Raw genomic sequence first — 12,099 nt, 5'->3', positions numbered from 1 at the left:
TGATTCCGGGCGCCGCTGTGGGTTCCTGACCTGACGAGGGCATTGGAACGGACAAGAAAACAGGCCCGGGAAACCGCAGGGTTTCCCGGGCCTGTTTTTGCGTGATCCGATGGATACGCCTTCTCAACCGGCCCGCAGAAGCCCCGGCCGGTCCTTCACGTTGCGCACCAGCCATTCCGGCAGCAGCAGGCGCACCCGCTCCCAGGGGCTGGAGAAGTCGCCGGCGCGGCGCAGGGCCGCCCAGGAGGCGACGCGTTGCCGGAGCGGCAGCATGCCGATGTAGTTCTTGGTCATGCCGGAGATCGGGAAGTCCGAGCCGAACATGTCCTGATGGCGCAGGTCCGGTTCGCCCAGATGAGGCGCCTCGACCGTCACCGGCCCGGCACCCGGCGCGAGCCGGGGCAGCGCCTGGGCCTGCGCGTAGACCGCGTCGAGCCCGGCGGCCCAGCTCGCCGGCGCGTAGAGGCGCGCGATGGCGGCGCTGATCTCGGCCCCCGTGGTCCGGCGGTCCTCCGCGTCGGTGATCAGCGCGGTGAGGTGAGCCTCGTATTCCGCTTGGTCGCGGGCGACCCGAGCCGTGGTGTCGAGCCCCGGATGGTTGATTGCGACGATCTCGGCCGCCGCGGGCGCCTCGAAGCGCGTCACCAGCGGCAGCCCGTAGGCGGCGGCTTCGAGCATCGAGGTCGACGAGACGAACGGGTAGGAATCGACGTAGATGTCCGCCGCCTCGAAGAAGGCCCGCGGATCCGACTGCTCGGCATAGGCCACGATCCGCCCGCCCGTGGCGGCCTGCGCCCGGGCCCAGTCCGCGCGCTCGCCCGCGCCGACCACGATCAGGCGGGCCTTCGGATGCGCTGCCAGGAGATCGACGTGGCGGTCGGCGTAGGTGACGTCGCCGACGTTGCGGTACTTGGCGCCGCGCGCCACGGAGACCAGCAGGACCTCGTCGTCCGCGATCCCGAGGGCGCGCTTGGCCGCCGCGCGGCTCCGCTGGCGCTCGGGCAGCGTGATCAGGGTCGGGAGCAGGAAGCTCCGGGCCGGATCGACGCCGCGCCGCGTGATCGCGAGCCGGCGGGCGGCCTCGCGCAGGTTGATCACCGCGTGGCTGATCCGGGTCCCGATCCAGAACAGGTGATCCGCGTGGTTCAGGAGGAGGACCGGCGGGTGCTTGCCCGGATCCGCGAAGGCGATCAGCGGGACCACGTCCTCGCAATGGATGTGGAGGACGACGACGTCGTAATCCCGCGCGACCCGGCGCAGCTCCCGCGCCCAGGCGAGCTTGCCGCCCTGGCGGTGGTTCAGGTGGTGGATCGCGCCGCCGCTGGCGCGGACCGCCTCGGCGATCCGCCCATCGACCGGGCCGCGATGCTGGGTCAGGGCGAGGCTGTTGGTCCGGTGGGCGTCGGCGCCGATCCACAACGCCAGCATCTTGGTGAGGCCGCCCACCGGGGCGAGCTGCGTGCAGACGTGGAGGACGCGCCGGAACGGGGCCGGCTCCGGGGCCGTGCGAGGGCCGGCCTCCGGCTCGAGCCGCCGGCCGATTTCGGCGGTCAGACGCTCCAGGCGCGGGCTCGCGAAGACGCCGCAATGGCGATGGGCCGCCATCGTCGCCGCAATGGCGGCTTCGACGGCGGCGCCTTCGAGGTCGCCCGCAGCCGCCCGGCGCTCGGCCTCCCGCACCCGGGCATCGAAGGCCGAGAAATTCGCCTGGATTCGCCCGGCGCGCCGGGCGGTCTCGTCGTCGATGTCTCGGCGTCCGTCATGGCGGAGCTCTGACGCAACAATGGCCATCGTGCCCTCCGGGCTTCAGCGATGCGGTGCGGGATCCGCCGTCCAGGTGCCGGGAGTGTGGAAGACACCGAACACGTCGGGGGCGAAGACCGGGTGCTCCACGTGGAAGCGGGCGCCGATCCGCGCGGCGAGCAGGCGCTCGAAGCCCCGCTGCCGGACCACCACGGAGACCTTGTAGGTGTCCGCGGTGAGGGTCAGCGGCGGCGTCAGCAGCTCGATCGTGCCGTCGCCCGACAGGGTCTGCAGCTTGGCGCGATCCGTCATCGTGCTGAAGTTGCAGCAGAGCAGCTCGTCCGATCGCGTGATCGAGAACAGCACATGCGGGTCGGTGATCGGCTCCGAGGCGGTGTAGCGCGCCGTGATCCGCATCCGCTCGCCGTGCCGGAACAGCGTCTTCGGAGCGCCCGATTCGTCGGCGACCGTGACGTCCTGGATCTCCACCGGGTGGTGGCCGCCCTCGGGCCGGAACCAGGGTGCGTCGGCCAGGTAGCTGTCGCGCTCGTAGTGGTGCAGCCCCTCGTCGGTGGGGCCGTCGAAGGCGACGCGGCCGTTTTTGATGTAGATCACCCGCTCGCACATGGTCTTCACGCTGAACATGTTGTGCGAGACGAGCAGGATCGTCGAGCCCTTGCTCTGGAGGCGGCGGGCGAAGTCGATGCACTTCTTCTGGAAGGTGTAGTCGCCGACCGCCAGGACCTCGTCGAGGAGCAGGATGTCGGGCTCGAGATGGGCGGCGACCGAGAAGGCCAGCCGGACATACATGCCGCTGGAATAGCGCTTCACCGGCATGTCGATGAAGTCGCCGATCTCCGAGAACTCGACGATCGCGTCGAACTTCTCGGCGATCTCGTGGCGGTGCATGCCCAGGATCGAGCCGTAGAGGAAGATGTTCTCGCGGCCGGTGAGCTCCCGGTGGAAGCCCGTGCCGACTTCGAGCAGGGCGCCGACCCGGCCGACCAGCCGGATGCTGCCGGTGGTCGGGGCGGCGATCCGCGAGATCAGCTTGAGCAGGGTGCTCTTGCCCGCCCCGTTCATCCCGATGATGCCGACGTTCTCGCCGTGCTTGATGCCGAAGCTGACATCCTTCAGCGCCCAGAACCCCTCCTTGGTCGGGCGTGCCTGGGACCGGCGCGTCAGCAGGCCCCGCGCGCCGTCGATGAGCGCCTCGCGCAGGGAGTTGTCGTGCGTGGCCCGCGGGGCACGCCAGTATTGCTTGCCGATATCCTGTACGCTGATCGCCATCGACATCAGATTATATCCGCGAAAGAGCGCTCCATGCGCTGGAAGAAGATCAGTCCGGTGAACAGCAGCAGCGACGACACCGTGACCGAGACCGCGAGGGCGAACAGGTCGGGCGTGGTTCCGCCGAGGATCGCGAACCGGAACGCCTCGATCAGCCCGACCATCGGGTTGAGCGCGTAGAGCCAGCGCACCGAGTCGGGGACGATGCTCGCCGCGTAGACGATCGGCGAGGCGTACATCCAGATCTGGATGAGGAACGGCAGCGTGTGCTTGACGTCCCGGAAGCGGACGTTGACCGGCCCGAGCCACAGGCTCACCCCGAGCGCCAGCATCGCGGTGACCGCGAGCGTCGGCACCGCGAGGACGATGTGCCAGCTCGGCATCACCCCGTAGCAAAGCATCAGCACCAGCATCACCGCGAGGGCGATGGCGAAGTCCACCATCGGCGACACCACGGTGGCGAGCGGGATCACCAGGCGCGGGAAGTAGATCTTGCGGATGAGCTCCGCCTCGGTGACGAGGCCGGTGGCGCTCCGGCGTACCGACTCGGCGAAGTAGGTCCACAGGATGATCGCGCTGCCGGCGAACAGCGCATAGGGCGCCCCGTCGGTGGGGATCTTGGCGAAATGGCCGAAGATGACGGTGAAGATCGCCACCGTGAAAAGCGGCTGCGCGATCGCCCAGCAGGCGCCCAGGGCGGTCTGGCGATAGAGCACCTTCAGGTCGCGCAGGATCAGGACCCACAGCAACCCGCGATACTGCCAGACCCCCGCGGCATCGAAGGCGACGAGTTGATTGTCGGGAAGGATTTCGGTGACCGGCATCGCGGTCGGTTCCGATCTGGGCCCGCCAAGGCCATGTTTCGGCGCATCGAGCGCAAGCGCGTCCAAAGAGTCCATCATTCGAAGCGATCCCGCACGACGATCGGTGCTTGCTGGATCCGTTCGCGGCATCAGCTGCCGGATCGGCGATCCCACTGAGCCGGGCTATCACCGCGGTCATCCGGCACGAATTACATCTTTCGTCGTACCGAGCCTCCCGACTGAAGAGGTGGTTGTCGTTGACCACCGTATTGATTGCTTATGAGGACAGAAGAGACCCCGGGCGCGGGACGTCGTCTCTGTCGATGCCGGCTCGGCCGGCCCGGACACGCGTGCCGGGCGAACGGGCCGTCCTCACCGAGGCGCTGGGCTTCCTCCGGAACGGGGCCACCGCGGGGCCGGCGCAAGATCGGGCTCGGGTCTCAGGAGAACCGCCATGAAGGACGCTTCGGTCGACGGCCCGGACGGCGCGGGCATCCCGTTGGTGACGATCGCCATGCCGGCCCTGAACGAGGCCCAGCACATCGCCGAGGCGATCCGCTCGGTGATGCCGGCCCCAGGGTCGCTCGCGTGTGAATTGCTGGTGATGGACGGCGGCAGCAGCGACGCGACCTGCGCCATCGTCCAGGCGCTCAGCGACAAGGATCCGCGAATCCAGCTGATCCACAATGCCCGCCGCATCCAGGCCTCGGCGCTCAACCTAGCGGCCCGCCTCGCACATCCGGGCTCGACCTATCTCGTGCGCGCCGATTGCCACGCGGCCTATCCCGAGAACTGGGTGCAGGACCTGATGCGGACGATTCGCCAGTGGGACGCCGTCTCGGTGGTCGTGCCCCTGCGGACCATCGGGGTGACGCCGCTGCAGCGTGCCATCGCAGCCGCCCAGAACAGCCGGCTCGGCAACGGCGGCTCGGCGCACCGCCTGGGCGGGATCTCGGGCTACGTCGCCCACGGCCACCACGCCATCTTCGACCGGCGCGAGTTCCTGCGGGTCGGTGGATACGACGAGAGTTTCTCGCACAACGAGGACGCCGAACTCGACCGCCGGCTCTGCGCGGCCGGCGGCAAGATCTATCTCGCGGCCGACCTCGTCGTGACCTACTACCCCCGCGCGACCCTGTTCAGCCTGACCCGGCAATATTTCCTGTACGGCCGTGGCTGCGCCCGAACCCTGGAGAAGCACGCCAGCCTGCCGCGGATGCGCCAGATGCTGCCGCCCCTGGTCCTGCTCTACGGCGTTGCCGCCCTGGCCCTCGTCACGGTTGCCCCGATGCTGCTGATCCTGCTGGCGGTCTATGTGGGGGGCTGCGGCCTCAGCGGCCTCGCGCTGGCCCTGAAGGCGCGGGAGCCGGGCCTGGTCATGAGCGGCCCGGCGGCGATCGCGATGCACCTGGCCTGGGCCGCCGGCTTCCTGTCGCATCGTGGTTATCGCCGGACCCTGTTGCGGACCGCCTTGCGCCGGAAGCCGCCCCTGCTCGGCGTCGCACCCGGATCGGATCCGGCGAGCGTCAACTGACCGGGATTCTGCGAACGGGCCCCGCGAATCCCGTGTCAGATACCGGACGCCGTTCCCCTTCCGTCGCCAATTCCTACCCTGGGCTGTAGTCTCGCGCGGCCAAGCCGATTATCGACACGCGCATCTCTCCGGACCTCGAGGGTCCGGAGAGATGCGCCGTGCCGTGCAGGCCTTGGAGTGTTGTGACCGTGCCCGACAGGACCCCGCGCCCCGTGATGCTCGTGATCCTCGACGGCTGGGGACTCCGGGACGCGGTCGCCGACAATGCCGTCCACCAGGCCCGCACGCCCGTCTTCGACGGCCTGATGCGCGAGGGTCCCCGGGCGCGGCTGCAGACCTTCGGGGCCGATGTCGGCCTGCCCGAGGGGCAGATGGGCAATTCCGAGGTCGGGCACCTGAACATCGGCGCGGGCCGGGTGGTCATGCAGGACCTGCCACGCATCGATACCGCCGTCGCGGACGGCTCGCTCGCCAGCAACCCGGCCCTGACCCGGTTCATCGACGCGCTGCGGGCGAGCGGCGGGACCTGCCACCTCGTCGGCCTGCTGTCGCCCGGGGGCGTCCACGCGCACCAGGACCACGCGGTGGCGCTGGCGCGGGTGCTGGTCGAGGCCGGCGTGCCGGTCCGCCTCCACGCCTTCACGGACGGGCGCGATATGCCGCCGCGCTCCGCGGCCGGCTGCCTGGAGGCCGTCGAGGCCGCACTCCCCGACGGCGCCCGCATCGCCACCTTGTGCGGCCGCTACTACGCGATGGACCGCGACCGGCGCTGGGAGCGGGTCTCGATCGCCTACGACGCGATGACCGCGGCGCGCGGCGCCCGGTTCGCGAGCGCCCTGGAGGCGATCGCCGCCTCCTATGTGCTCGACCTGTCGGACGAGTTCCTGCGGCCGGCCATCATCGGCGACTATGCCGGCATGCAGGACGGCGACGGCGTGCTGAGCTTCAATTTCCGCGCCGACCGGACCCGGCAGATCCTCGAGGCCCTGCTCGATCCGGCCTTCGCGGGCTTCGCGCGGACCCGGACGGTCCGGTTCGCCGCAGCCCTCGGCATCGTCCAGTACAGCGTCGAGATCGACGCCTTCGCCGACACCCTGTTCGGCCCCCTCGACCTGCCGAACGGCCTCGGCGAGACCGTGGCCCGGGCCGGGCGCACCCAGCTGCGCATGGCCGAGACCGAAAAGTATCCGCACGTCACCTATTTCATGAACGGCGGCCGCGAGGCGCCGTTCGAGGGCCAGGACGCGATCCTGGTGCCGTCCCCGAAGGTGGCGACCTACGACCTGCAGCCGGAGATGTCGGCCGCGGAATTGACCGACCGCGCCGTGGAGGCGATCGGCTCCGGCCGCTACGACATGATCCTGCTGAACTTCGCCAATCCCGACATGGTCGGCCATACCGGCAGCCTCGCCGCCGCCGTGAAGGCGGTGGAGACGGTGGATGCCTGCCTCGGCCGGGTGGTCGACGCGATCAGGTCCAGCGGGGGCGCGCTGCTCGTCACCGCCGACCACGGCAATTGCGAGATGATGCGCGATCCGGAGACCGGCGAGCCGCACACCGCCCACACCCTCAACCCGGTGCCGGCGATGCTGGTCGGCGTCGATGGCGTGACGCTCGCCGACGGCCGCCTGGCCGACGTCGCGCCGACCCTCCTCGACCTGATGGGCCTCGAACAGCCTGCCGAGATGACCGGGCGGTCGCTGATCCGCCGCTGAGCGGGCCGACCACACGGCACCCGCCGGAACGATGCCCTAACGCTTGCGCCCGCATAAGGGATATCGCCGAAGCGGCGACCCGGATGGCGCATGATGCGTAGGACATGATTGCGCGGCACAGCCTGATCTATGTCGGCTCGCGCGGCTTCGCCGCCGCCCTGAACATGGCCTCCGTGGCCGTGTTCACGCGCCTCGCGCCGGTGGAGAGCTACGGGATCTACCTGTACGTCCTGTCCTGGGCGCTGGTGCTCTACGGGGCGACCTGCCAGTGGCCGAAATTCGCGTTCTTCGCCCTCTACGACGAGGCCCGTGAGCCGGCGCAGGTCGGCACCGTGGTGCGGATCCTGGGCGGCACGCTGCTGCTCGCCGGGCTCGGCAGCGCGCTCGCGGCCGGGCTCGGGCTGGTCCCGGCCGATATGGCGGCCGCGATCCTGGCGCTCGCCTTCGGCACCACCCTGTTCGAGGGCTCCACCGAGATCGCCCGCACGCGCCTGAAGGCCGGTGCGGTGGCGGCCTCGGTGATGAGCCGGGCCGTGCTGATGCTCGCACTGGGCAGCCTGGCGCTGCACCTGTCGACCGATCCGCTGCACCTCGCTTTTGCCGTGGCCGCCGCCAACGCCCTGGCGGCGCTGCCGGCCGCGATCACCATCGCCCCGATGATGCCCGGCCGCGGCAGCCGCGCCGAGGCTCTGCGGCTGTTCGCCTATGGCTGGCCGCTGGTGCTGTCCTTCGGGACGGCGGCCCTGGCCCAGAGCCTCGACCGGCTGATCATCGCCAAGACCGTGGGGCCCGCGGGGCTGGGCGCCTACGGGGCGCTGGCCGACTTCCTGAAGCAGAGCTTCATCGTGTTCGGCGAGGCGATCGCCCTGTCGCTGATCTCCATCGCCAAGCGCGAGGCGCGGGTCGGTGGCATCGCGGCGGCCTCCGGGGTGCTGAGCGACGCCGCCCGGGCGATGACCCTGATCGCCGCCTTCGGGGCGGTGTTCTTCCTCTGCTTCGACGACCTCGTCGTCGCGGTGCTGCTCGGGCCGGCCTACCGGGCGGAGGCCCGCGCGCTCGCCCCGGTGCTGATCCTGGCCAGCATCCTGATGATGTTCCGCGCCTATTATTTCGGGCAGGTGATCTACTTCACCCGCACCAGCCGGCTCGAGGCGGGGGCGGCCTTCGCCACCCTGGCGGCGGTGGCGGCACTCTCCCTGCTGCTGATCCCGACGCTCGGCGCCGCCGGGGCGGCTTTGGCCTTCGCGGGCGGGCAGGCTGCGGCCTGCCTGGTGCTGGTGCTCGGCGCCTATCGGGCCGGCACCACGATGCCGCTGCCGCTCGCCGACATGACGGGGATCGCCGGCGCGGCCCTGGTCTGCGGCGCGGTGATGGCCGGGATCGGCCTGATCCCGGGTGGCCTGATGCCGCCCGGCCAGGCCCTGCGGCTGGTCCTGCTCCTCACCGTGGCCGGGGCGACCGCGTGGCGCTACGACGTGCTCGGGTTCGCCGGGGCGATCCGCCACCGGCTCGCGGCCTGAGGGGCGCGCCATGCCGGACACTGCGACCCTTGCCGGCGGCCTCGTGGCGGCGGTCCGTCCCCTCGATCCGGCCGCCGCCTGGATCCCGGCCTGGCGGGCGCTCGGTGCGGGCGCCGCGGTCCGCAACCCGTTCTACGAGGCCGGCTACGCGCTGGCGGCCCGAGCCCCCTTCGGCGACGGCGTGCGGCTCCTGATCGTGGCCGACCGTCCCCCCGAGGCGCCGGGCGCGCGGATCCTGGCCGCCTGGCCGTTCCGCCGGCTGTGGCGCCGTTGGGGCCTGCCGCTGCCCGTGCTGATGGGCTGGACCCACGGATACGGCCCGTTCGGCGCGCCGCTGCTCGACGCCGCCGACCCGGGGGCCGCGCTCGCGGGACTGCTCGCCGCGCCGCGGGCGCTCGGCCTGCCGCCGCGGCTGCTGCTGCCGAACGCGCCCGCAACCGGCCCCCTGGCCGACCTGCTGTCCGCGTGCGGGGTGCGGCGGGTCGCCTACTGGCCGCACGAACGGGGGTTGCTCGACGTGACCGGCCGGTCGATGCAGGCACGGGCGACGTATCTCGACCACCTATCCGGCAAGCGGCGGCGCAAGCTGCGCCTCGCCCGGCAGCGCCTGGAGGCCGCGGGGCCGGTCGCGCTCGAGATCCTGGACGCCCCCGCGGCGCTCGACCGCGCCCTGGACGACCACGTCGCCCTCGAGGCGGCGGGCTGGAAGGGCCGGGCCGGCACCGGCCTGGGGGAGCGGCCCGACGAGGTGGCGTTCCTGCGCGCCGTGCTGGCCGATCTCGGATCCGAGGGGCGGCTACGCGTGGCGCGGCTGCGCCGGGACGGCCGCGTCCTGGCCTCCGCGATCCTGCCGATCACCGGCGCCGAGGCCTGGGTCCTCAAGATCGCCCACGACGAGGCGGACCCGGAGGCCGCCCCCGGGGTGCAACTCGTCCACCGCCTGACCGAGACGGTGCTGGCCCGCGAGGGCATCGACCGGATCGATCGGATCGATTCTTGCGCCCCGCCGGATTTCGCCCTCGGCTCGACATTCTGGACGGAACGGCGCCCGATCGCCCACCTGCTGGTTGAGGCCGGCCGCGACCCGCTGTTCCCCCTGGCCCGCACTCTGGAGCGCGCCCGCGAGCGCGTGGCGCGGGCGCGCCTCACCAGCCGAAGCGGGCGATCTGCGTGAGCCGGGCCTGCACCGCCGCGTCGTCGCGGCCGATGCGTGCGATCCGCTCGGACAGACCGTAGCAGGTCGCGCAGAACGGCAACTGGATCACCGGGATGCCCTCGCTCCGCGCGCGCGCGACCGAGGCGATCAGGCAGGGGACGACCGGCTCGTCCGCAGGCGTTCCGAGGCAGTCGGCCCGCGGGCTTCCGAACGCCGGGCGGTTGGGCCAGGTCAGCTGGAGCGTCGTGCCGCCGCGCCGGTCGGGGGCGGGCGCCAGGGTGTAGCTGCGCAGGAACAGGCCGCAGCTCAGCAGGACGAGCCCGGGCAGGATCAGGGCGGCGCGCATCGGCCCCTCAATCCGCCGCGTCGAAGCGGCTGCGGAAGAACACCTCGCGGCCGGCGCCGTCGATGACCCGCACGGCCTCGGCCGGCTCGCCGGACCGCTGCGGCACCCGGGCGCGGGCGAACAGGCGCAGGGCCCGCTCCTGGGCGGTCTCCAGGCTGCCGACGCGCACCGAGATCCGCGTCTGGACCTCGCCGGATTCCGGACCGAGGACTTCGATATGGAACGTCTCGCGCAACGGCACCTGCCTGATCGTGAGCGCCCGCCGCCGGAGCGGGCCCGGTTCGGCGCGGGGTGAAAACCGTCCCGGGAGACGGCCTCGGAGCCAAGTCCGATTGCAACGCGATCCGGGGCGGCTCTAAGAGGGGCCCGCCCCGACATAGGGGAGATTGTTCGAGGAGTCCCGTGGACCCGCTCAAGGCTGCCGCCGCGACTGCCGTCTGCCTCGTCCTGTTCTGGCTGGCCTTCCGGCTGACCCGGCGCCTCGTCGACATGGCGATCGCGGGCGGCTACGCCGAGGAGCAGCGGCGGCTGGCCGAAGAGGAGGCTCAGGCGGCCGAGGGCGCGGTGCCGCAGGCCTCGGCCATCTGCGCCACCGCGGCGAGCTTGGCCGCAAACAGCGACCAGTCGTCGGCCGCAGCGATCGGGGCCCAGAGCGCCTCGACCTCCTCGATCAGCATCGTGCAGGGCTCCCCCGCGAAATAGGGATGGTCGAGCCGCGCGCCCGGAGCCGGGGTGAGCGCGTCGAGCGCCGCCCGCACCGGCGCGAAGGCCTCCGATCGGTAATGACCGGCGCTCGGGCCGGCCTCCGCCCGGCCGGCGCTCGCCGGGCCGCCGTACCAGTCGAAGAAGAAGCGCTCGAACGGCGCGCGGGTCTCGGCCAGGAACCGCCAGACCGCCGAGACCAGCCGGTCGGTCTCGGGCCGGGGCGCCTCAGCCAACCCGAGCCGGCCGAACAGCGCCTGCGCAAACCCGTCCTGCAGGGCGGGGCCGAAGCCGGACAGGGCCGCTTCCAGGCGCGCCTGCGGGCTGAGCGTCAGCAGGCAATCGGCCAGCCGGGCCAGGTTCCAGAACAGCGCCTCGGGCTGGCGGCCGAAGCTGTAGAGCCCGGTCTCGTCGAAATACGCGGCGGTGAAGTCCGGGTCGTAATGCGGCAGGACGCGCCAGGGGCCGTAATCGAAGCTCTCGCCGGTGACGTTGATGTTGTCGGAGTTGAGCACTCCGTGGACGAAGCCCGCGGCCGCCCATTGCGCGCCGAGCCGGGCGACCCGGGCGACCACATCCTCCAGGAAGGCGACGCCCCGGTCCTCCAGGGTTTCGCGCCAGAGGTCCGGCCGGTGGGTCTCGATGGTGTGGTCGAGCAGCCGGGCGATGTTGTCCGGCTCGCCCAGCGCCAGGAAGCGCTGGAAGCTGCCGACGCGAATATGCCCGTGCGAGAGCCGCACCAGCACGCTGGACCGGGCCGGGGAAGGCTCGTCGCCGCGCACCAGATCCTCGCCGGTCTCGATCAGGCTGAAGCTCTTCGACGTGTAGACGCCCTGCGCCTCCAGCAGCGCCGTGGCCAGCACCTCGCGCACGCCGCCCTTGAGGGTGAGCCGCCCGTCGGCCCCGCGGGACCACGGCGTCGTGCCGCTGCCCTTGGTGCCGAGATCGAGCAGCCGCCCGTCCTCCAGGTCGTGCAGCTGCGCGAACAGGAAGCCGCGGCCGTCGCCCAGTTCCGGATTGTACGAGCGGAACTGGTGGCCGTGATAGCGCAGCGCCAGGGGCGTCTCGAAGCTACCAGGCAGCGGCGCGAACCGGCCAAAATGGGCGATCCAGTCCTCATCCGACAAGCCGGAGAGGCCAACGCGCGCGGCCCAGGCCTGGTTGCGGTAGCGCAGGATCGTGGCCGGGACGCGCGCGGCCGCCACGGGATCGTAGAAGGCGGATCCAAGATCGGCGTGGCGCCGGGACGGCCGGTAGGGTCTGGGTTCGGTCACGCGGCGCGTCTCCCGG

General features: G+C 71.6%; 10 protein-coding genes. 4 read left to right on the top strand and 6 right to left on the bottom strand.

The window, feature by feature from the left end:
• Positions 1 to 123: 123 nt before the first annotated feature.
• Genes ACYQPG_RS02170 through ACYQPG_RS02160 form a run of 3 tightly spaced genes read right to left on the bottom strand, consistent with a single transcriptional unit; the run spans position 124 to position 3,857 of the window.
• On the bottom strand, positions 124 to 1,791 hold the full coding sequence (locus ACYQPG_RS02170; protein WP_461230151.1) for a glycosyltransferase: 1,668 nt from the start codon (positions 1,789 to 1,791) through the stop codon (positions 124 to 126).
• Positions 1,792 to 1,806: 15 nt separating this feature from the next.
• Positions 1,807 to 3,039, bottom strand: coding sequence for an ABC transporter ATP-binding protein (locus tag ACYQPG_RS02165; protein WP_461230150.1), 1,233 nt, complete (start codon positions 3,037 to 3,039; stop codon positions 1,807 to 1,809).
• Positions 3,039 to 3,857, bottom strand: a complete 819-nt coding sequence (locus tag ACYQPG_RS02160; protein ID WP_246692058.1) for an ABC transporter permease — start codon at positions 3,855 to 3,857, stop codon at positions 3,039 to 3,041. The genes ACYQPG_RS02165 and ACYQPG_RS02160 overlap by 1 nt, the downstream gene beginning before the upstream one ends.
• A 433-nt stretch (positions 3,858 to 4,290) precedes the next feature.
• Here ACYQPG_RS02160 and ACYQPG_RS02155 point away from each other — a divergent pair, with 433 nt between their 5' ends.
• From ACYQPG_RS02155 to ACYQPG_RS02140, 4 genes are all read left to right on the top strand, one after another.
• Positions 4,291 to 5,370, top strand: coding sequence for a glycosyltransferase family 2 protein (locus tag ACYQPG_RS02155; RefSeq protein WP_461230148.1), 1,080 nt, complete (start codon positions 4,291 to 4,293; stop codon positions 5,368 to 5,370).
• A gap of 215 nt (positions 5,371 to 5,585) precedes the next feature.
• A complete protein-coding gene (gene gpmI, locus ACYQPG_RS02150) occupies positions 5,586 to 7,085 on the top strand; it encodes a 2,3-bisphosphoglycerate-independent phosphoglycerate mutase (RefSeq protein ID WP_147906548.1) in 1,500 nt (499 codons plus the stop codon).
• A gap of 104 nt (positions 7,086 to 7,189) precedes the next feature.
• Complete coding sequence (locus tag ACYQPG_RS02145; protein WP_147906497.1) at positions 7,190 to 8,605, top strand: lipopolysaccharide biosynthesis protein; 1,416 nt, start codon at positions 7,190 to 7,192, stop codon at positions 8,603 to 8,605.
• Positions 8,606 to 8,615: 10 nt separating this feature from the next.
• On the top strand, positions 8,616 to 9,779 hold the full coding sequence (locus ACYQPG_RS02140; protein WP_461230147.1) for a GNAT family N-acetyltransferase: 1,164 nt from the start codon (positions 8,616 to 8,618) through the stop codon (positions 9,777 to 9,779).
• Here the strand turns inward: ACYQPG_RS02140 and ACYQPG_RS02135 are convergent.
• The 3 genes from ACYQPG_RS02135 to ACYQPG_RS02125 form a co-directional block, all read right to left on the bottom strand.
• Entirely contained in the window at positions 9,751 to 10,107 is a 357-nt protein-coding gene (locus ACYQPG_RS02135) for a hypothetical protein (protein ID WP_147906495.1), read from the bottom strand. The two genes, ACYQPG_RS02140 and ACYQPG_RS02135, sit on opposite strands and share 29 nt — an antisense overlap.
• 7 nt (positions 10,108 to 10,114) lie before the next feature.
• A complete protein-coding gene (locus tag ACYQPG_RS02130) occupies positions 10,115 to 10,342 on the bottom strand; it encodes a hypothetical protein (protein WP_147897275.1) in 228 nt (75 codons plus the stop codon).
• Positions 10,343 to 10,652: 310 nt separating this feature from the next.
• Positions 10,653 to 12,083 (bottom strand): protein adenylyltransferase SelO, encoded by a 1,431-nt coding sequence (locus tag ACYQPG_RS02125; RefSeq protein WP_461230146.1) that lies wholly within the window; start codon positions 12,081 to 12,083, stop codon positions 10,653 to 10,655.
• Between the last annotated feature and the right edge of the window lie 16 nt (positions 12,084 to 12,099).

This window comes from Methylobacterium sp. CM6246, assembly GCF_054818005.1.
Note: the sequence above shows the minus strand (reverse complement) of the source record. Positions and strands in the feature narration are given on the sequence as shown.

Excerpts from the sequence above, each read along its gene's own strand:
- ACYQPG_RS02170 (WP_461230151.1), bottom strand. The coding sequence starts at position 1,791 with ATGGCCATTGTTGCGTCAGAGCTCCGCCATGACGGACGCCGAGACATC.
- ACYQPG_RS02165 (WP_461230150.1), bottom strand. The coding sequence starts at position 3,039 with ATGTCGATGGCGATCAGCGTACAGGATATCGGCAAGCAATACTGGCGT.
- ACYQPG_RS02160 (WP_246692058.1), bottom strand. The coding sequence starts at position 3,857 with ATGCCGGTCACCGAAATCCTTCCCGACAATCAACTCGTCGCCTTCGAT.
- ACYQPG_RS02155 (WP_461230148.1), top strand. The coding sequence starts at position 4,291 with ATGAAGGACGCTTCGGTCGACGGCCCGGACGGCGCGGGCATCCCGTTG.
- gpmI (WP_147906548.1), top strand. The coding sequence starts at position 5,586 with ATGCTCGTGATCCTCGACGGCTGGGGACTCCGGGACGCGGTCGCCGAC.
- ACYQPG_RS02145 (WP_147906497.1), top strand. The coding sequence starts at position 7,190 with ATGATTGCGCGGCACAGCCTGATCTATGTCGGCTCGCGCGGCTTCGCC.
- ACYQPG_RS02140 (WP_461230147.1), top strand. The coding sequence starts at position 8,616 with ATGCCGGACACTGCGACCCTTGCCGGCGGCCTCGTGGCGGCGGTCCGT.
- ACYQPG_RS02135 (WP_147906495.1), bottom strand. The coding sequence starts at position 10,107 with ATGCGCGCCGCCCTGATCCTGCCCGGGCTCGTCCTGCTGAGCTGCGGC.